Below are 19,535 nucleotides of genomic sequence, written 5' to 3'. Positions count from 1 at the left end.
CGGGCATGCCCGCGGCCGCGGCCGCGGCTGGAGGAGCTCCGGGCTCGGTCAACCGCAGCCGGCGGGTGTGGCGCGGCGTGATCGAGGAATATCGGGACCGCCTGCCGGTCTCCGCGGACACCCCGGTGGTGACCCTCCGGGAAGGCGGAACCCCGCTGCTGCCGGCGGAGCATCTCTCCGCGGTGACCGGGTGTGAGGTCCATCTCAAGGTCGAGGGTTCCAATCCGACCGGCTCGTTCAAAGACCGTGGGATGACCATGGCGATCAGCCGCGCGGTCGAGGCGGGCTCGCAGGCGGTGATCTGCGCGTCGACCGGTAACACCAGCGCGAGCGCCGCCGCGTACGCGGCTCGTGCCGGGCTGACCTGCGCCGTGCTCGTACCCAGCGGAAAGATCGCGTTAGGGAAGCTGGCGCAGGCGCTGGTGCATGGGGCACGGCTCCTGCAACTTGACGGCTCCTTCGACGACTGCCTGCGGGTCGCCAGGGACCTTGCCGAAACCTTTCCGGTCACCCTCGTCAATTCGGTCAACCCGTTCCGCCTGGAAGGGCAGAAGACCGCTGCCTTCGAGATCGTCGAGGATCTGGGCGCGGCGCCCGATGCCCACTGCCTGCCGGTCGGGAACGCCGGGAACATCACCGCTTACTGGCGCGGCTATGTCGAGGACGACACACTCCACGGTTCCGGCCGGCCCCGCATGCATGGTTTCCAGGCGGCCGGCGCCGCGCCCATCGTGCGTGGCAGTGTGGTCACCACACCGCAGACGATCGCTACCGCGATCCGGATCGGCAACCCCGCGTCATGGGCTTTCGCGCTGGATGCCCGGGATGCCTCGGGTGGCGCCATCGACGCGGTCGACGACCGTCAGATCCTCTCGGCCTACCGGCTGCTCGCGCACAAGGAAGGCGTGTTCGTCGAACCGTCCAGCGCGGCGAGCGTGGCGGGGCTTCTCCAGGCGCGTGCCGCCGGCCTCATCCAGGCCGGCGAACGGGTCGTGTGCACGGTGACCGGCAACGGGCTCAAGGACCCGGACTGGGCGATCAGCGGAGCGGCCAAGCCGGTGACCATACCGGCGACGGCTGCCGCCGCGGCCGTGGCTCTTGATCTGCGGCGGTCATGAGCCGTGCGCCCCGGGCTCCGGTGCCGGCCAGAGTCAGCGTGCGGGTGCCGGCGACCAGCGCGAACCTTGGGCCGGGTTTTGACGCCTGTGGGCTTGCGCTGGGCCTTTACGACGATCTGACGGTCGTTGTGACGGAGTCGGGCCTGTCGATTGACGTGACCGGCGAGGACGATGGCACCAGAGACGAGAGCCACTTGGTCGCGCGCGCGTTGCGGGCTGGGCTGGACGCGCTCGGCCTCGGGCCGACCGGGCTGAGCCTGACCTGTATCAACCGCATCCCGCATGGCCGTGGACTCGGTTCGTCGGCCGCGGCCATCGTGGCGGGCCTCCTTGCCGCGAGCGCGTTGGGCGGGGGCCATCTGAGCACCGCGGACGTCTTCGCGCTCGCCTGTCAGATCGAGGGTCATCCGGACAACATCGCCCCTGTCCTCTACGGTGGATTCACCGTGGCTTGGTACGATAATGGCGGTCGCCCGCAGGCAGTTCGAATCGATCCGCCAGATGATCTACAGCCTGTAGTCTTCATTCCCGCCCACCGCCAGTTGACGTCTGTGGCGCGGGCGGTATTGCCGGCTAACGTGCCGCATGTCGACGCCGCGGTTAATGCGGGGCGTGCGGCTTTGTTAGCAGTGGCGATGTCAGGAACCCTGTCTCCGGAGACGTTGCCTGCACAGACGTTGGGGATCCAGGCTGGCGGTCAGGAGTGGGCAGGCCGGCCTGGCGAGAGCCATCTTCCTGGCGGTCAGCCCGGCGCCAGCCGGTTGGGTACGGCGTCCTGGCTGGACGCGTTGGTGGCGGCTACCGACGACCGGCTGCACCAGCCTTACCGCCTGCCGTCCATGCCTGAGACCCGCGATCTGCTCGGACGGCTGCGAGCGGCGGGCCTGGCGGCCGTGCTGTCGGGTTCTGGACCGACGGTGCTGGCGCTGGCCGTGGGGGCGGAGCAGGCCGAGGCTGCCCGCGCATGTGGCGGGGACAGCTTCACCGTGTTCAATCTGCCTGTGGACAGGAACGGAGCACGGGTCGAGCTCGTCGCGGGCTGACGCCGTCGGTTCGGGTTCCACCCGGCCCGGTGTCCGAAACCCCCATCCGCACCGCGGGCCAGATCCTCGTTGAGGGCGACATCCAGCCGAAATGGTCGCGGCTCGGGTTGGAAACGGAGGACTCCGAAGCAATGCCCCTCGAAGGTTGTTGCCCAGATGACTCCGTCTGGATAGTCTGATGACTGCACTCGCTGCCGCCGCGGCGCGTGCTCGCCCGCCGGTGCTACCGGTTCATCGTAGCCGGATCATGGTGCCGGAACTTGGTGCCTCAGCCTCGTCATCGAAGCCTCGGCCAGCACCGACAAGTCCTCAGCGGGATTGACGAGTTCGCACGCGGCGCTCAGCCGTTAGCGCCGTCCACGGGCGCTCTGCTTGCCTACCTGGCGCTGAACATCGTTTCCACATGGGATGCCCGGGCGAAGAAGGTCAACAAGCGTCACCCGGCTCCCTTGAGCCGGTCCCTTCAGGGAAGGAACATCTTGAGCGACACCACCGACGTGCTGCCTGACAGCGCACGTGAGTCCGCGGAGCCCCAGACACCGACGTCGTCCGTGGACGCTGGTTCTCCGCGACGCCGGCGGTCAGGCACCGGCCTTTCAGCCATGCTCCTGCCGGAGCTGCAGGCCATGGCAAGTTCGTTGGGTATTCAGGGCGTGGGACGCCTGCGAAAGGGGCAGCTCATCGCGGCCATCCAGAACGTTCAGACTCCCGCCGGCGCCGCCGCAGGTGCGGCTGCCACCGCCGCCCGGCCGGCCGCGGCCGCCGCTGAGGCGCAACCGGCCCCGCAGCCGGCCCGGAGTACCTCAACTCCGTCCACAAAGGCAGGGGACGCTGTCAATCCTCCGGTCTCCTCCAATCCTCCGCTCTCCGCGCCCTCAACCGAGGCAGCGGCCCCGGCCGAGGGCGCTATGCGTGTCCGGACCCGCCGTGGGGCTTCTCGGGCATCGGGCAGCCCGTCCACAGCCGGTGGTGAGCAGACGACACTGACCGACGCGCTGTCTGGCTCGCGGGAGACCCGTGGTGGGGCGAGCGCGCCCGGTCCGGAGAGCGGATCCGAGAATGTGCGGGCCGCCAGCACGGAAGAAGCCGCGCCGGGTGCCGCGTCGCCGGTGGTCACCACCCCAGCCACAGCGCCGTCCACCACTCCAGCGGAACCGTCGGTGGCCGGCGTGCCCGTCACGTCGGTGGCCGAGCCGGCCAGTGTTCCTCGCGTGTCGGAGAACGGCAGCGGGCGTGGCCGAGACGACAGGCGTGAGCGTCAGCAGGTCGACGGGGAGCGTGCCTCGGTTGACCGTCCCGTCGCGGCTGAGCGCCAGGGGCGCCAGCAGGGCGACCGGGGACGGGGCTCGGCTGATCGCGGCCAAGGCGATCGTGGCCAGGCTGATCGTGGCCAGGCTGATCGTGGCCAGGCTGATCGTGGCCAGGCTGATCGTGGCCAGGCCGATCGTGGCCAGGCCGATCGTGGCCAGGGCGATCGCGACGACGAATTCGGTGGCGGGAATCGGCGTAACCGCGGCCGGTTCCGGGAGCGGGGCCGTAATCGTGGCCGCCAGGGTGGCGGTTTCAGCGAGTCGGAGCCGATTGTCCGCGAGGACGACGTTCTGGTCCCGGTCGCGGGTATTCTTGACGTTCTCGACAACTACGCGTTTGTGCGCACGAGCGGTTACCTGACGGGCCCGACCGATGTCTATGTGAGCTTGGCCCAGGTCCGTCGCCATGGCCTGCGCCGCGGTGACGCGATCACCGGCGTCGTCCGGGCGCCGCAGGAGGGCGAGCAGCGGCGGGACAAGTACAACGCATTGGTCCGGCTCGACACGGTGAACGGGCTGGAGCCCGACGAGGCGCGAAACCGTCCCGAGTTCACCAAGCTCACCCCGCTCTACCCGCAGGAGCGGCTGCGGTTGGAGACCGAGCCGCAGCTGCTGACCACCCGGGTGATCGACCTGGTGATGCCGCTCGGTAAGGGGCAGCGCGCGCTGATTGTCAGCCCGCCCAAGGCGGGTAAGACGATGGTGCTGCAGGCCATCGCGAACGCGATCACCACGAACAACCCGGAATGCCACCTCATGGTCGTTCTCGTCGATGAACGTCCGGAGGAGGTGACCGACATGCAACGGTCGGTCAAGGGCGAGGTCATCGCCTCGACGTTCGACCGACCGCCGTCGGACCACACCAGCGTCGCCGAACTGTCCATCGAGCGGGCCAAGCGCCTGGTGGAACTGGGTGAGGACGTCGTCGTGCTGCTCGACTCGATCACTCGGCTCGGGCGGGCCTACAACCTGGCCGCACCCGCGTCCGGTCGGATCCTGTCGGGTGGCGTGGACTCCACGGCGCTCTACCCGCCGAAGCGTTTCCTCGGCGCGGCCAGGAACATCGAGAACGGCGGGTCGTTGACGATCATCGCCACGGCCCTGGTGGAGACGGGCTCCACGATGGATACTGTGATCTTCGAGGAGTTCAAGGGGACCGGCAACGCCGAGCTCAAGCTCGATCGCAAGATTGCCGATAAGAGGATCTTCCCCGCGATCGATGTCGACCCCTCCGGAACCCGTAAGGAGGACATCCTGCTTGCGCCGGACGAACTTGTGATCATGCACAAGCTGCGGCGGGTTCTGCACACGCTGGAGTCGCAGCAGGCGCTTGACCTTCTGCTGGAGCGGCTGAAGAAGACGCGGACGAACTACGAGTTCCTGATGCAGATCGCGACTGCCACTCCGGGCCAGGACTGAGAACCCGTTGTGCGGACCCCCTGGGCAGCGTCCACACGGTGCTGTCCCTGGATGGCCGGAAGCTTCTGGCAGACTGGAACGCTGAGACCCGGCACCGGTTCACGTCCTCGCGTCCGCGACAGGGCGACCCGGCGGCCACTTCGGGAAGAAGGATCATGAAGGCTGATATTCATCCGGCGTACCGTGAGACCACGGTTGTCTGCACCTGCGGTTCGACCTTCACCACCCGTAGCACCAAGTCGGACGGCGTGATCAACGCCGAAGTGTGCTCACAGTGCCACCCGTTCTACACTGGCAAGCAGAAGATCCTGGATGTCGGCGGTCGGGTCGAGAAGTTCGAGCGGCGCTTCGGCCGCCGTCGTCCGGGTGACAAGCCTGGGCCTGGGACGAAGTGAGGTAACGCGCCCGCAGCGCCCGTGCCCGGTGTGACAGTGGCGCGGGCGCTGCGTGGCGTCTGTCAGCGGTTTGGGTCCCAGTGGCCCACGGGGCCGCCGCTGGCGCGGGTTAGAGTCATGATCGATGTTTTCATCGGCTCGCTTAGCGGTCGGCGCTGGAAGTCCTTTGGGGGGTCAGGCGGGCCTCCGGCGACGCGATGAAACAATGATCATACCGCCGTTGGCTCTCTAGACCAGGAGATTCCCGAAATGACCACTCCACTCGACGGTCTGCTTGCCGAGCACGCCGAGCTGGAGGACCGTCTCGCCGATCCGTCTGTGCACGCTGACCCGATTCTGGCACGCAGCCTCGGCCGCAGGTACGCGGAGCTGGCCCCGGTCGTGGAGACCGCGCGTGAGCTGGACCGGGTCGATGCGGACCTCGCGACCGCCCGGGAGTTCGCCGCCGAGGATGCCTCGTTCCGCGCCGAGGTCGCGGAGCTTGAGGCCACGCACGCGGTGTTGCGGGACCGGCTGCACACCCATCTGGTGCCCACCGATCCCGACGACGCCCGTGATGCGATTATGGAAATCAAGGCGGGCGCGGGCGGTGAGGAGTCGGCGCTGTTCGCTGGCGACCTGCTGCGGATGTACCTGCGCTACGCTGAGCGACGCGGCTGGCGGACCGAGATCCTGGACGCGAATCCCAGCGATCTCGGCGGCTACCGGGACGTGAGCGTGGCGGTGAAGGCTGGCCGGATGACCACCGGCGGCGTGTTCGGGCGGCTGCGGTTCGAGGGCGGTGTCCACCGGGTCCAGCGGGTTCCGGTCACCGAGTCGGCCGGTCGCATCCACACCTCGGCGGCCGGAGTGCTGGTACTTCCCGAAGCTGAGGATGTCGAGGTCGATATCGACCCCAACGAGCTGCGCATCGACGTGTACCGCTCCTCGGGCCCCGGTGGGCAGAGCGTCAACACGACGGACTCGGCAGTGCGTATCACCCATCTTCCCAGCGGTCTGGTGGTGTCCTGCCAGAACGAGAAAAGCCAGTTGCAGAACAAGGAGTCGGCGCTGCGGATCCTGCGCGCACGGCTCCTCGCGGCGGCCCGCGAGCGGGCGCAGGCGGAGGCATCGGCGGCACGGGCCAGCCAGGTTCGCACGGTGGACCGCTCCGAGCGGATCCGTACCTACAACTTCGCGGAGAACCGGATCAGCGATCATCGGGTCGGTTTCAAGGCGCACAATCTCGATCAGGTACTCGACGGTGAGCTTGACGAGGTACTGGACGCTCTTGTCGCGGCGGACCTGGCGGCGAGGCTTTCGGCCGGGGCCGGGTCATGACGTCCGGTGAGCCCAGCGCCGGGCTGGCCGCGCATGTGCTGGACAGCGCGGTCACCACTCTCGCCGCGGCCGGGGTGCCAAGCCCCCGGTCGGACGCTGAACAGCTCGCCGCGTATGTCACCGGCGAGCCCCGGTGGCGGCTGCGGCGGACGACGGCCATCACGCTGGCGGATCAGGACCGGTTTCAGGACCGGTTTCAGGATCTGGTCGCCCGTCGGGCCGCGCGGGTGCCCCTCCAGCACCTGGTCGGCAGCGTCGGGTTCCGTTATCTCACCCTGGCGGTGGGCCCCGGGGTGTTCATACCCCGGCCGGAGACCGAAGTCGTGGTCGGATGGGCCCTCGACGCGGTTCGAGCGGCTGGCTGGGCGCGGCCGATCTGTGTGGATCTTTGTACTGGTTCCGGCGCGATCGCCCTCGCGCTCGCGGAGGAACTGCCCGGCGCGTGCGTACACGCCGTCGACGTTGATCCGGAAGCCTTGGTGTGGGCAGGTCGCAACATCGTCGATCATGGTTTTGTCGGTACCGACAGCCGGGTGACGCTGCATCGCGCCGATGTCGGGATCGACCCGGCTGGGCATGGCCGCAACGACGGTCGCGAGCCAGCTACGGCGGTTGTCCAGCAGTTGGCAGACCTGGTAGGTCGAGTCGATCTCGTGGTGAGCAACCCGCCGTACCTGTGGGACGACGAACGGGACAAGGTTGATCCCGAGGTCGGCATACATGATCCGCCCGCTGCCCTGTGGGCCGGGCCGGATGGTCTGGCGGGGGTCCGCGCGGTCGTACGGGTGGCGAGTGACCTGCTGCGGGACGGCGGGAAGCTGGTGATCGAACATTCCGACCGCCACGGCTCGGCAGTCCCTGCGCTGCTGCGTGACTCCGGCTGCTGGGAGGATGTCCAGGACCATCTCGACCTGGCGGGGCGGGACCGGTTCGTCTCGGCGTCACGCCGGTCGCGGGAGCGGTAGACGCGCACTGGTGATGTGCTGTGCTGCCGGACTGTGATGAAGGATCGCTGAAGTAATGGGGGAGCCAGTGAGGCCAAGGGAGTCGGCAAGCGAACGGTATGACTGCACGGACCCCGGACAGCGTGCGGCCGGGCTGGAGGCAGCCGTCCGCTCGGTGCGCCACGGCCGGCTCGTCGTGTTGCCCACTGACACCCTGTACGGCGTGGGTGCGGACGCCTTCGATCAGGTCGCGGTCCGCGCGCTGCTCGCGGCCAAAGGCCGTGGCCGGGACATGCCGGTGCCGGTGCTCGTTGGCTCGTGGCGCACCCTGGACGGGCTTGTCGAGCGGGTTACCGAGCCGGTCAGGGACCTGGTCCGGGCATTCTGGCCGGGTGGGCTGACCTTGGTCGTGCCATACGCGCCGTCGTTGAGCTGGGATCTCGGTGATGCCCGTGGCACTGTGGCGGTGCGGATGCCGCTGCACCCGGTCGCGATTGAACTGCTTGGCCGTACCGGGCCGATGGCCGTGTCCAGCGCGAACATCAGCGGCCAGCCACCCGCGACCACGGTGGATGACGCCATGGCGCAGCTCGGTGATTCTGTTGAGGTGTACCTTGACGGCGGTCCGTGCTCGGCCGGCATCGCGTCGACGATCGTTGACTGTACCGGTGAGGTCCCGCGGGTGCTGCGGACGGGCGCGATCGGTATGGCGGCGCTGCGCGAGGTGCTGTCCTCCGTGCAGGAACCCGCCGCGACCGCATGACACCCTCGGCCGGTCGCGGCCCCACGCCGTAAGCTGTCGGGGCGGGGGTTGGACCAGCCGAGGACGGGGCGTTGCGATCGGGACACTCCCCTGTCTGGCCGCTTCCGGCCCGGCGGCCTTCGCGCGGACGGCGCAATCGCGCGGCCAGGGCCAGGCGCGCGGCGCGCACGAGGAGAGGCAGCTTATGAGCACCCCGTTCTGGGGCCCGGACTTCGATCAGCTCCAGGCCGAGGACCACGAGATCGCGGACGTCGTCCTGGCCGAACTGGACCGGCTCCGTGGGGGTCTTCAGCTCATCGCGAGCGAGAACTTCACCTCGCCGGCGGTGCTGGCGGCCCTCGGGTCGACGTTGTCGAACAAATACGCCGAGGGCTACCCGGGCCGTCGCTACTACGGTGGCTGCCAGGTCGTTGACCGCGCGGAGGAGATCGGCATCGCTCGAGCGAAGAAGCTCTTCGGCGCCGAGCACGCGAACGTGCAGCCACACTCCGGAGCGCAGGCCAACTTCGCGGTGTACGCCGCGCTACTCGCGCCCGGTGACACCGTGCTGGCGATGTCGCTGCCGCACGGCGGTCATCTTACTCATGGTAGTCGGGTCAACTTCAGCGGGAAGTGGTTCGATGTCGTCGCCTACGGGGTGCGCGAAGACACCGAAATGATCGACTATGACGAGGTCCGCGACCTCGCGCGTCAGCATCGACCTAAAATGATTATCTGTGGCGCCACCGCGTATCCCCGGCTGATTGACTTCGCCGCCTTCCGCTCGGTCGCCGACGAGGTCGGGGCATGGCTGGTGGTCGATGCCGCGCACTTCATCGGTCTGGTGGCGGGCGGGGCCATCCCCAGCCCGGTGCCCTATGCCGACGTGGTCAGTTTCACTACTCACAAGGTCCTGCGTGGGCCGCGGGGTGGAATGATCCTCTGCCGCGAGGAGCTGGCCCAGCGGATCGACAAGGCGGTGTTCCCGTTCAGCCAGGGCGGCCCGCTCATGCACGCGGTCGCGGCCAAGGCGGTGGCGTTGCGGGAGGCCGCCACCCCCGCCTACGCTGACTACGCACGTCAGGTCATCGCTAACGCCCAGACTCTCGCGGACGGGCTCGCCGCGGAGGGTGTGCGGCCGGTTGCCGGCGGCACCGACACGCATCTCGCCCTATTCGATCTTCGCGCTCTTGGCGTGACCGGTAAGGACGCGGAAGCCCGGTGTGATGCCGCGCGGATCACACTGAACAAGAACGCCATCCCGTATGACCCGCAGCCGCCCGCGGTTTCCTCCGGTATCCGGGTTGGCACCCCGGCGGTTACCACCCAGGGCATGCGGGAGGACGAGATGAAGGAGATCGCGGCTCTGATCGCCCGAGCGGTCCGTGACCCGCTCGCCGCCCCCGATGTGGCCAGAGCGGTCTCTGTCCTGGTCGGCCGGCATCCTGTCTACCAGCGCTAGGGCGTGTCTTCTTCGATCGTACGGATCAATGCCCACATCGACCAACATCCATCAGGCACGCCGTGGTGGCGGCGCGGTAGATCAGCGAAGGTTGCGGGCTGTTGCGGGAGTATCTGCTCGTATTCGCGGTGTCGGCAGCGGTCACATTCCTGTGCACGCCGGTCGCACGGGGCTTCGCCATCTGGATCGGCGCCGTCGCTGGCGTCCGTGACCGTGACGTACATGCGGTGCCGACCCCGCGTCTCGGTGGGCTCGCCATGCTCGCGGGGCTCGTGGCCGGTCTGGAAGTCGCCGATAACCTGCCGTTCCTGTCCTCGGTCTCGCGGGACTGGGCCGAACCACACGCGGTGGGTGCCGCGGCCATTGTGATCTGCCTGCTCGGAGTCGTGGACGACCGGTGGCCGCTGGATCCGCTGACGAAGCTCGCGGGTCAGGTCGCGGCCGCCGGGGTGATGGTTCTGCTGGGCGTCCAGTGGTCGTTCGCTGTCAATCCGGACAGCGACACCACCGTCAGCCTCGGACCGGAGACAGCCGTGCCGCTGTCAATTCTCGCCACGATCGTTCTTGTCAACGCCATGAACTTCATCGACGGGTTGGACGGTCTTGCCGCGGGGGTTGCGGCAATTGCCGCGGGAGCCACGTTCTACTTCGCCTACGAGGTTGCTGTGATCAATCACTTCTCCCGGGCGGCGCCGGCGGCGTTACTGGCCGCCGTCACCGCCGGGGTGTGCCTCGGCTTCCTGCCGCACAATTTCAACCCGGCCAGGCTGTTCATGGGGGACTCCGGCTCGATGTTGGTCGGCCTGCTCTCAGCCGCTTCCATGATCTCGGTAACCGGCCAGGTCGCCTATGGCGGATACGCCGGGCCGTCCCGATCTCTGCCGTCACTGATTCCGCTGGCTGTTCCACTGGCCGTGCTGGCGGTGCCGTTCATTGACCTCGGGCTGGCCGTGGTCCGCCGGACCCGTGCCGGCCGGTCGCCGTTCGCCGCGGACAAGATGCATCTGCACCACCGGATGCTGGAAATCGGGAAATCCCATGTCCGCGCGGTTCTCATCATGTACTTCTGGGCAGCTTTGCTCGGCTTTGGCGGGGTGGCCGCCTCCTTCTCGCGGCAGCCGCTGCCCATTCTCGCCTCCGTGGTCGGCCTCGGTCTGATCGGGCTCCTGGCGCTGTTGCTGAGTGGCCAGCGATCGGTGCGGCGAGCATGATCGTTTCTGCCGGGCGGACGATCAGGCTTGGTTTGGGCGTGCTTGCCATCATTGCGCTGCCCGGCCTGGTGGCCGCGGGTGTCGCCCGGGGTACGGCCGGGATTGTCGCTGTTGCGCTCGGCCTGTGCCTGGTCGGGTTTTTCTTCACAGCGAGCAAGGTGGTGGTGAGTGTCGTCGCCCGGCGCGCGAGGGCGATGGTGCTACCTGCTGCGCTCGGCACCTACCTTATGAAGATCGTAATTCTGGGTGCTCTGCTCGTGAGCCTTGAAGGGTCGAGCACCATCGACCTCACCGCCTTCGCCTGGGCCATCTTTGTGGGAGTTTTCGGCTGGCTCGGGGCTGAGCTGTGGGTGGCCACGCATACCCGGGTCCCGTTTTACGATCCCGCGCTCTTCCGGGCGCGGGAAGACTCCCGTCGTGACACTCTGAACACGTGAACAAAGCCGAGCCGAATCCGGAGGAGAGCGGGCAGGAGCCCGGTGGCGGAGGGCAAGGTGATCACAGTACTGCTCGCCCGGCCGGGGACCCCGATCGGCCTGCCGGTGACGGACCGCCACGCCGCCCGTACCGGCCGGGCCTGATCTCTGACGAGGCCTGGACGGCGGTCGGTACCCTGTTGGCCGGAATCGGGTTCTGGGGGCTGGTCGGCTACGGGATCGATCGGCTCGTCGGTCTCGGCACCGTCTTCCTGCCGGTCGGCGTCCTTGTGGGTATGGCTGCTTCGCTCTATCTCGTGATCAGTCGCGCTACGCGGCGTTTCTAGGCGGCCACGATGGTTGCTTAACGTCTTCATTCGAATTCTCAGCGTGAGACATAGATGACAAAAACGAACTGGTAGGTTACTTTCGGATAAACAAGGGAGCGAACAGGCCTTCGCCGGCCTGGAGTTGATGCCGGTCGCTACGGGGTGTGGATAGTATCGCCAGTGCTGGGTGTCCACTCACGGACATCTGGTGTGAGTCGTGTCTCCCGTTGGTCCTGCCGGGCTCATGATCATGCTGTGTCGATGGATGGTCATGTGTGGCGCGGTGCCCTACCCGGGGGGAGCCGACCCGCGCCAGGAAGGGCTGTCCCGCCTGAACCAGATAGGGTAAGTCCACACCGCCGCCGGTACGGCTGCGTCTCTTCCTCAGCTGGTGAGAGTATATTTTGATCATGGAGGTGTCCGTCGTGCCGGTCCCCGCGGGACCCCTGGTCCTCGCTGACGAGGGCTTCAAGGGCCCGACCAAGGAGGTGTTCCAGCCGCCGCATTGGTTCGATGTCGATCTTGGGCCTGTTCATTTTTACCTGAACAAGGCGACTGCGCTGGGGATCTTCGCCGCGCTTTTCGTCGGTGTGCTCTTCTGGCTCGCCTTCCGGCGGGCCACGGTCGTGCCCCGCGGACTGCAGAACGTCTGCGAGTCGGTCTATGACTTCATCGACACGTCGATCGCCCGGGACGTCATCGGGGAGAACGGGCGGAAGTACACCCCGTACCTCCTCGTGCTCTTCAGCTTCGTGCTCATCTGTAATGTGCTCGCGATTGTCCCTGGCGCTCAGTTCCCGCCGACGTCGCGAATCGCCATTCCGATCGTTCTCTCCGCCGTCACGTACGTGCTGTTCAACCACGCCGGCATCAAGGCCAACGGCGCCCGGGCGTACTTCGGCCACATGATCAATCCGGCTCCGACCGCGCCCGTCTTCGTCAAGGTTCTCCTTGGACCGATCGAGGTCATGTCGACCCTGCTCGTGCGGCCGTTCACGCTGGCGGTCCGGTTGTTCGCGAACATGTTCGCCGGCCACATCCTGCTGCTGGTGTTCTCGCTCGGCGCGGAGTACCTGCTACCCAAGCCGCCCTTTGTCTTCGGACTCGCCTCGCTGCTCATGACGATCGTGCTGACCGGCTTCGAACTCGTCATCGACGGCTTGCAGGCGTACATCATCACAATCCTCACGGCCGCCTTCATCTCCGGTGCGATCGAATCCGGTGGCGGACATGAGAGTTCTCCCGCGGCTGACCATGCTCACGCAGTGAGCGGGGCGCCCGCCGGAGCGCACGCATAAAAAGGTTCGGACACCCCGATCAGCACCGTGGCAGGTCCCGGTGCCCGACTGGAAAAGGAATATGAGATGGCAGACACCCCTTCCTTGGTGCTTGCTGCTGCCGATCAGGTGAGCGGATCCCTTGGCGCGGTGGCCTACGGCTTGGCGGCCATCGGGCCGGGTATTGGAATCGGCCTTATCTTCGGCTTGGGCGTGCAGGCGATAGCCCGCCAGCCCGAAGCGGAGCAGGTAGCCTTCCGCTATATGATCATTGGCTTCGCGCTGGCGGAAGCACTGGCTCTGATCGGTTTCGTCGTCCCGTTCGTCTTCCCCTAAGCCGGAGGGAGACACCGTGGTTGCCACAACACTGTTGCAAGCCGCCGGGGAGAGCGGGCATTCGGACGAGAACGTCCTCATTCCCCCGCTTGGCGAGCTGCTGATCGGTACTTTGTCGTTCGGCCTGCTCGTGGCCTTCTTCTTCTGGAAGGTCTATCCGCAGATCAAGCGAGCGTATGCCGAGCGGACCGAGGCTATCGAGGGCAATCTCGCCCGTGCCCAGCATGCTCAGCGGGAGGCTCAGGAACTTCTCACCTCCTACCGGGCGCAGCTCGCCGACGCGCAGACCGAGGCCGCCCGTATCCGTGAGGACGCCCGTGAGCAGGGAGGTCGGATCCTCGCGGAGCTGCGTTCCCAGGCGGGTGCGGAAGTCGCCGAGATCAAGGCACGTGGCGAGGCACAGCTCGCCGCGGAGCGGGCGCAGATCGTCGCTCAGCTCCGGCGTGAGGTCGGTGACATCGCCCTCGAGCTGGCAACGAAGATCGTTGGCCATGAGCTGGAGCGCGATGACCGCCAGCGTCAACTGGTCGACGACTTCATAGCCGGCCTGGAGCACCCAGGCGAGCCGGCCGTCCCAGCTCCGGCTGGTCCGGGGGGCTGACGCGTGGAGGGATCCAGCCGACGTTCTCTGGACGCGGCGCGTGCTCGCCTGGATGAGTTGACCATGCCTCCGCCACCCGGCATCAGGATGCGGTCCCACTATCCGGTCGATCTCGGCCGGCTGGCGGACGATCTCGAAGCTGTGGGGGATCTTCTCAGCCGGGAGCCGGCGATCCGCCGGGCGCTGGCTGATCCGGGCACCCCCGGATCGGCCCGCTCCGGCCTCGCGGCCCGCCTGTTCGATGCCAAGGTCTCGGCAGCGGCTCTCGACATCCTGCAGGTTGTGGCTACCGGCCGGTGGGCCCGGCCGCTCGATCTCCAGCGTGCCGTGTCCGAGCTCGGGGTCGAGGTCCTGCTCGCCCAGGCACAGCGCGAAGGCGTCCTCGACGATGTGGAGGACGAGCTGTTCCGGTTCGGCCGCATCCTCAACCGGACGCCCGAACTGTCGTTGGCGCTCAGCGATCCGGCGGCCCCGTGGTCCGCGAAGCGGGAACTCGTGGCCACGTTGCTGGACAGCAGGGCCAAGGCTGTAACGACACGTCTCGTCCAGCGTGCGGTTGCGGAGCGCTACTATGGAGATCTTGAGCACCGTCTTGAGCAACTGACCGTGATCGCGGCGGCCCGCCGGAACCGGCTCGTCGCTGTGGTGCGCACGGCTGTCCCTCTCGCGGGGGACCAGATTTTTCGGTTGCGGACAGCGATCAGCCGGTATTTTGGTCGCGATGTCCAGCTCCAGGTGGACGTCGATCCGGCCGTTCTGGGCGGCGTTGTCGTGCGGGTGGGTGACGAGGTGGTCGACGGCAGCGTCCTCCGCCGCCTCACCGACGCGCGCCGGCGACTGCACCGATAGAGCGCTCTCGTGGACACCCAGACCGCGCATGACCTGCGGGACGTGCCCTCACCATTTATTGAAGGACCGAAGCGATGACTGAGCTCTCCATTCGACCGGAGGAAATCCGCGCCGCCCTCCGGGACTACGTCGACTCCTACCAGGCATCCGTCGGGGAGCGTGAGGAGGTCGGCCGGGTCGTCGTCGCGGGCGACGGCATCGCGCGGGTCGAGGGCCTGCCGCACGTCATGACCAACGAGCTGCTGGAGTTCCACGGCGGCGTGCTGGGCCTGGCGTTGAACCTTGACGTTGCCGAGATCGGCTGCGTCATCCTCGGTGACTCCGAACACATCGAGGAAGGCCAGGAGGTCCGTCGCACCGGCCAGATCCTCTCCGTCCCGGTCGGAGACGGTTTCCTCGGCCGGGTGGTCGATCCGTTGGGCCGCCCGATCGACGGGCTCGGCGAGATCGTCTCCACCGAGAGCCGAGCGCTGGAGCTGCAGGCACCCACGGTCGTCCAGCGCCAGCCGGTCAAGGAGCCGCTCCAGACCGGTATCAAGGCGGTGGACGCGATGACCGCCATCGGCCGTGGCCAGCGTCAGCTGATCATTGGTGACCGGCAGACCGGCAAGAGCGCCGTCGCACTGGACGCGATCATCAACCAGCGGGAGAACTGGGCGACGGGGGATCCGAAGCTCCAGGTCAAGTGCGTGTACGTGGCGGTCGGACAGAAGAAGTCGACCATCCGGGCTGTCCTCAACACGCTGGAGGAGACCGGCGCGCTGGCCTACACGACCATCGTGGCGGCGCCCGCTGACGAGCCAGCCGGCCTGAAGTACCTCGCACCCTATACGGGGTCGGCAATCGGTCAGCACTGGATGTACAACGGCCAGCACGGGCTGATCGTTTTTGACGACCTGTCGAAGCAGGCTGAGGCATACCGGGCGATCTCGCTGTTGCTGCGCCGCCCGCCGGGCCGTGAGGCTTATCCCGGCGACGTCTTCTACTTGCACTCCAGGCTGCTGGAGCGATGCGCGAAGCTGTCGGACGAGCTCGGTGCCGGCTCCCTGACCGGTTTGCCGATCATCGAGACCAAGGGCAACGACATCTCCGCCTACATTCCGACGAACGTCATCTCCATCACCGACGGGCAGATCTTCCTGGAGACCGACCTGTTCAACCAGGGTGTCCGTCCGGCGATCAACGTCGGTACCTCGGTCTCCCGCGTGGGCGGGAGCGCCCAGATCAAGGCGATGAAGTCGGTCGCGGGGCGGCTGCGCCTCGACCTCGCGCAGTACCGCGAGCTGGAGGCCTTCTCCGCGTTTGGCTCGGATCTCGACAAGGCCTCGCGGGCGCAGCTTGAGCGGGGCGCGCGCATGGTCGAACTGCTCAAGCAGCCGCAGTACGAGCCCTTCCCGGTCGAGCGGCAGGTTGTATCGATCTGGGCGGGTACATCCGGGCAGCTCGACGATGTGCCGGTCGCGGACATCCGCCGCTTCGAGCGTGAGTTCCTCGACTTCATCGAGCGGATCCAGCCGGGGGTCTACCGGACCATCCAGGGTACGGGCAAGCTGGACGACGACACCGTCAGCGCGCTCGAGCAGCTGGTCGCGAAGTTCAAGGCCGAGTTCACGCTGTCGGGCGGGCTGCCGCTGGTCAACGAGCCGCTGCCGGAGAGCCTGGACCCGTCCGAGGTGGAGCGGGAAGCTATCAAGATCCATCAGGCGAAGCCGAAGGACGAGGACTGAGGACGTGGCCGGCCAGCTCCGTGAGTACCGGCGCCGCATCCGCTCGATTCAGTCGACCAAGAAGATTACCCGCGCGATGGAACTCATTGCCGCATCCAGGATCGTGAAGGCCAAGGCGAGGGTTGCCGCTTCCCGGCCGTACGCGGACGAGATCACCCGAGTAATCTCCGCGGTGGCGTCGCAGACCACTATTCGTCACCCGCTGACGACCGAACGCACAGATCCGCGGCGAGCCGCGATCCTCGTGGTCACCAGTGACCGCGGCCTTGCTGGTGGTTACAACGCCAACGTGCTGCGCCGGACGGGTGAGCTGCTGGAGCTGCTGCGCGCGGAGGGCAAGGAGCCGGTCCTGTACGCGGTCGGGCGCAAGGCCGTCACGTACTACCGTTTCCGTGGTCGGGAGCTGGCCGGCGAGTTCATCGGTTTCTCCGAACAGCCGGGCTACGACAACGCCAAGGAAGTGGCCGATGCGTTGATCGCGCGCTTCCTGGACCCGTCGGGGGAGAGCGACCGGGTGGACGAGATCCATGTCGTCTACACCGAGTACGTCAACACCCTGGCCCAGCGACCGGTTGCGCACCGCATTCTGCCGCTTGTGCTGGAGGCGACCGCCGAGCCCCCACCTGGCGGCCCGCTTCCGCAGTACGAGTTCGAACCGTCCGCGGAGGGCGTGCTCGACGCGCTGCTCCCTCGCTACGTCGAGAGCCGGTTGCACGCGGCGCTGCTGGAGTCCGCGGCGTCCGAGTCGGCGGCCCGCCAGCGAGCGATGAAATCCGCGACTGACAACGCCGGTGAGTTGATTAAGACCTACACCCGCCGGGCGAACGCGGCTCGTCAGGACGCCATCACTCAGGAGATATCGGAAATCGTCGGCGGGGCCAACGCCCTCGCCCAGGTTTCCTAGCCGACCGTTACACCGAAGAATGCTCGAAGTCACCGGCCGCGGGAAGAGCCGCCGGTGACTTCGGGGTATGACATGCAGATGAACCGCTTGAAGTCGCTGGCCTCCTGGCGGAGCCGTCAGTCGCGGAGGGCACCTTGATGAAGCAGAGGACGCCATGACCGTCACCACTACCTCGCCCGCCGCGGTGGAGGGCAAGGCCCCTGGGATCGGCCGGGTCGCCCGTGTTATCGGCCCGGTCGTCGATGTGGAGTTCGCGCCCGACGAGATCCCCGAGATCTACCGTGCGCTGCGCGTCGAGCGCACCATCGACGGGCAGACCGCAACGCTGACGCTCGAGGTCGCGCAGCACATCGGTGACAACACCGTTCGGGCGATCTCCATGCAGCAGACCGACGGTCTGGTGCGTGGGGCACCGGTTCAGGACACCGGCTCACCGATCACGGTTCCTGTTGGCAACGCCACCAAGGGGCACCTGTTCAATGTGCTCGGCGAGCCACTTGACGTCGAAAGCATCGCTACCGACGTACGCAGATCGATCCACGCGTCGGCGCCCCCGTTCGACCAGCTTGAGTCGAAGACGGAGATGTTCACGACCGGCATCAAGGTCATCGACCTGCTGGCACCCTACGTGCGCGGTGGGAAGATTGGTCTGTTCGGTGGTGCCGGCGTCGGCAAGACGGTTGTCATCCAGGAAATGATCAACCGTGTCGCCACGCAGTTCGAAGGCGTGTCGGTGTTCGCCGGGGTCGGCGAGCGCACCCGGGAGGGCAACGACCTGTTCCTGGAGATGACCGAAGCCGGCGTCATCAAGGACACCGCGCTGGTCTTCGGGCAGATGGACGAGCCCCCGGGCACCCGGCTGCGGATCGCGCTCGCCGCGCTGACCATGGCGGAGTACTTCCGGGACGTCCAGAAGCAGGACGTGTTGCTGTTCATCGACAACATTTTCCGTTTCACCCAGGCTGGTGCCGAGGTCTCGACCCTGCTCGGACGCATGCCGAGCGCGGTGGGCTATCAGCCCACCCTGGCCGACGAGATGGGCGTCCTGCAGGAGCGGATCACCTCCACGCGCGGCCACTCGATCACTTCGCTCCAGGCGATCTACGTACCCGCGGACGACATCACCGACCCGGCCCCGCACACCACGTTCACGCACCTCGACGCGACCACGGTGCTTTCCCGGGCCATTTCCGATCTGGGGATCTATCCAGCGGTTGACCCGCTCGACTCGAGTTCACGCATTCTTGACGCCCGTTATCTGGGGCAGGATCACTACGACGTGGCGCGTGAGGTGCAGCGCATCCTGCAGCGTTACAAGGATCTGCAGGACATCATCGCCATCCTGGGTATCGACGAGCTTTCCGAAGAGGACAAGATCCTCGTCAACCGGGCGCGGCGTATCCAGCGGTTCCTGTCGCAACCCTTCTTTGTCGCCGAGCAGTTCACCGGCATCCCGGGTAAGTTCGTCCCGCTCGAAGATACGATCAAGTCCTTCAAGAAGCTGACCGAAGGCGACTACGACCACCTCCCGGAACAGGCGTTCTTCATGTGTGGCGGGATCGAGGACGCGGAGAAGAAAGCGAAGGAGCTCTAGTACCGAGGCCTTCTGGTACCGAGGCTTCCGGGTCGCTGGCCGCGCGTGAAAATCATGATCGCGCGGTCTTCGGCCTTGCCGGTTTCCCCGATAGCGGTCGGAGCCGGGCCGGTCGTGTTCCCGATGAACGACCGGATTCACCAACTGCACGGCTTCCGCGATCCGCGGGGTCGAGGGCCGACGACAGCGGGAAGGACGGCAGCGCGATGCCGATGCGGGTGGCGATCGTCTCGCCGGAGAAGGAAGTATGGTCAGGGGAGGCCGACATGGTCGTCGCACGGACCACGGAAGGTGAGCTCGGTGTGCTCGCCGGGCACGTCCCGCTGCTCGGGGTGCTTGTCGAGGGCGGGCAGGTGCGGGTCAAGACCGGCGACAGCACACTGACCGTGGAGGTCGACGGCGGATTTCTCTCCGTGACCAAACAGGGTGTCAGCATCCTCGCCGAACACGCGCTCCTGGCGGGCACGGACTGACCCCGCTGGCGCCGGGGCGACCGGCGGCGCGAAAAGCCATCGTCGCGCCGCGCTTTGGAGCGCCT

At 67.1% G+C, this 19,535-nt stretch carries 19 protein-coding genes; all 19 read left to right on the top strand.

The features are described 5' to 3' along the window. Window positions 1-5 precede the first annotated feature (5 nt). The 19 genes from thrC (at window position 6) to MJ785_RS06990 (ending at window position 19,470) form a co-directional block, all read left to right on the top strand. The gene (gene thrC / locus MJ785_RS07080; protein ID WP_370651440.1) at window positions 6-1,118 is read left to right on the top strand and encodes a threonine synthase; all 1,113 of its coding nucleotides are present in this window, start codon (window positions 6-8) and stop codon (window positions 1,116-1,118) included. Beyond that, window positions 1,115-2,161 carry a homoserine kinase gene (locus MJ785_RS07075; RefSeq protein ID WP_239308647.1) on the top strand — a complete coding sequence of 349 codons (1,047 nt, stop codon included), beginning with the start codon at window positions 1,115-1,117 and terminating at the stop codon, window positions 2,159-2,161. Before thrC ends, MJ785_RS07075 begins: the two co-directional genes overlap by 4 nt. A 479-nt stretch (window positions 2,162-2,640) precedes the next feature. Continuing rightward, a complete protein-coding gene (gene rho / locus MJ785_RS07070; protein ID WP_239380221.1) occupies window positions 2,641-4,890 on the top strand; it encodes a transcription termination factor Rho in 2,250 nt (749 codons plus the stop codon). A gap of 155 nt (window positions 4,891-5,045) precedes the next feature. Continuing rightward, a complete protein-coding gene (gene rpmE / locus MJ785_RS07065; protein ID WP_239332952.1) occupies window positions 5,046-5,285 on the top strand; it encodes a 50S ribosomal protein L31 in 240 nt (79 codons plus the stop codon). Window positions 5,286-5,534: 249 nt separating this feature from the next. Further along, complete coding sequence (gene prfA / locus MJ785_RS07060) at window positions 5,535-6,605, top strand: peptide chain release factor 1 (RefSeq protein WP_239311496.1); 1,071 nt, start codon at window positions 5,535-5,537, stop codon at window positions 6,603-6,605. After that, a complete protein-coding gene (gene prmC, locus MJ785_RS07055; protein WP_239380220.1) occupies window positions 6,602-7,570 on the top strand; it encodes a peptide chain release factor N(5)-glutamine methyltransferase in 969 nt (322 codons plus the stop codon). Before prfA ends, prmC begins: the two co-directional genes overlap by 4 nt. A gap of 67 nt (window positions 7,571-7,637) precedes the next feature. After that, window positions 7,638-8,312 carry an L-threonylcarbamoyladenylate synthase gene (locus MJ785_RS07050; protein ID WP_239347944.1) on the top strand — a complete coding sequence of 225 codons (675 nt, stop codon included), beginning with the start codon at window positions 7,638-7,640 and terminating at the stop codon, window positions 8,310-8,312. A 184-nt stretch (window positions 8,313-8,496) separates the two neighbouring features. Next, window positions 8,497-9,753 (top strand): serine hydroxymethyltransferase, encoded by a 1,257-nt coding sequence (gene glyA, locus MJ785_RS07045; protein ID WP_239311502.1) that lies wholly within the window; start codon window positions 8,497-8,499, stop codon window positions 9,751-9,753. Between the two features lie 101 nt (window positions 9,754-9,854). Then, entirely contained in the window at window positions 9,855-10,964 is a 1,110-nt protein-coding gene (locus tag MJ785_RS07040; RefSeq protein ID WP_239332942.1) for an MraY family glycosyltransferase, read from the top strand. Then, the gene (locus tag MJ785_RS07035; RefSeq protein ID WP_239311507.1) at window positions 10,961-11,401 is read left to right on the top strand and encodes a hypothetical protein; all 441 of its coding nucleotides are present in this window, start codon (window positions 10,961-10,963) and stop codon (window positions 11,399-11,401) included. Before MJ785_RS07040 ends, MJ785_RS07035 begins: the two co-directional genes overlap by 4 nt. A 179-nt stretch (window positions 11,402-11,580) precedes the next feature. Then, window positions 11,581-11,727: a F0F1-ATPase subunit family protein gene (locus MJ785_RS07030; RefSeq protein ID WP_239374449.1), complete on the top strand. Its 147-nt coding sequence runs from the start codon at window positions 11,581-11,583 to the stop codon at window positions 11,725-11,727. Window positions 11,728-12,119: 392 nt separating this feature from the next. Beyond that, window positions 12,120-13,007: a F0F1 ATP synthase subunit A gene (gene atpB, locus MJ785_RS07025; protein WP_239311511.1), complete on the top strand. Its 888-nt coding sequence runs from the start codon at window positions 12,120-12,122 to the stop codon at window positions 13,005-13,007. 66 nt (window positions 13,008-13,073) lie between these two features. Beyond that, entirely contained in the window at window positions 13,074-13,322 is a 249-nt protein-coding gene (locus MJ785_RS07020; protein WP_239311513.1) for a F0F1 ATP synthase subunit C, read from the top strand. A 16-nt stretch (window positions 13,323-13,338) separates the two neighbouring features. Further along, complete coding sequence (locus MJ785_RS07015; RefSeq protein WP_239311514.1) at window positions 13,339-13,923, top strand: F0F1 ATP synthase subunit B; 585 nt, start codon at window positions 13,339-13,341, stop codon at window positions 13,921-13,923. 3 nt (window positions 13,924-13,926) lie between these two features. Next, window positions 13,927-14,772 carry a F0F1 ATP synthase subunit delta gene (locus MJ785_RS07010; RefSeq protein ID WP_239347943.1) on the top strand — a complete coding sequence of 282 codons (846 nt, stop codon included), beginning with the start codon at window positions 13,927-13,929 and terminating at the stop codon, window positions 14,770-14,772. A gap of 74 nt (window positions 14,773-14,846) precedes the next feature. Continuing rightward, entirely contained in the window at window positions 14,847-16,499 is a 1,653-nt protein-coding gene (atpA, locus tag MJ785_RS07005; protein ID WP_239311518.1) for a F0F1 ATP synthase subunit alpha, read from the top strand. A gap of 4 nt (window positions 16,500-16,503) precedes the next feature. Continuing rightward, window positions 16,504-17,403, top strand: coding sequence for a F0F1 ATP synthase subunit gamma (locus MJ785_RS07000; protein WP_239311520.1), 900 nt, complete (start codon window positions 16,504-16,506; stop codon window positions 17,401-17,403). Between the two features lie 154 nt (window positions 17,404-17,557). Next, window positions 17,558-18,997 (top strand): F0F1 ATP synthase subunit beta, encoded by a 1,440-nt coding sequence (gene atpD, locus MJ785_RS06995; RefSeq protein ID WP_239332928.1) that lies wholly within the window; start codon window positions 17,558-17,560, stop codon window positions 18,995-18,997. A gap of 206 nt (window positions 18,998-19,203) precedes the next feature. Next, window positions 19,204-19,470, top strand: a complete 267-nt coding sequence (locus tag MJ785_RS06990) for a F0F1 ATP synthase subunit epsilon (protein ID WP_239311816.1) — start codon at window positions 19,204-19,206, stop codon at window positions 19,468-19,470. Window positions 19,471-19,535 lie beyond the last annotated feature (65 nt).

It is taken from the genome of Protofrankia sp. CiT1 (assembly GCF_917627335.1).
GTDB lineage: Bacteria > Actinomycetota > Actinomycetes > Frankiales > Frankiaceae > Protofrankia.
This window is presented reverse-complemented; position numbering and strand designations above follow the sequence as displayed.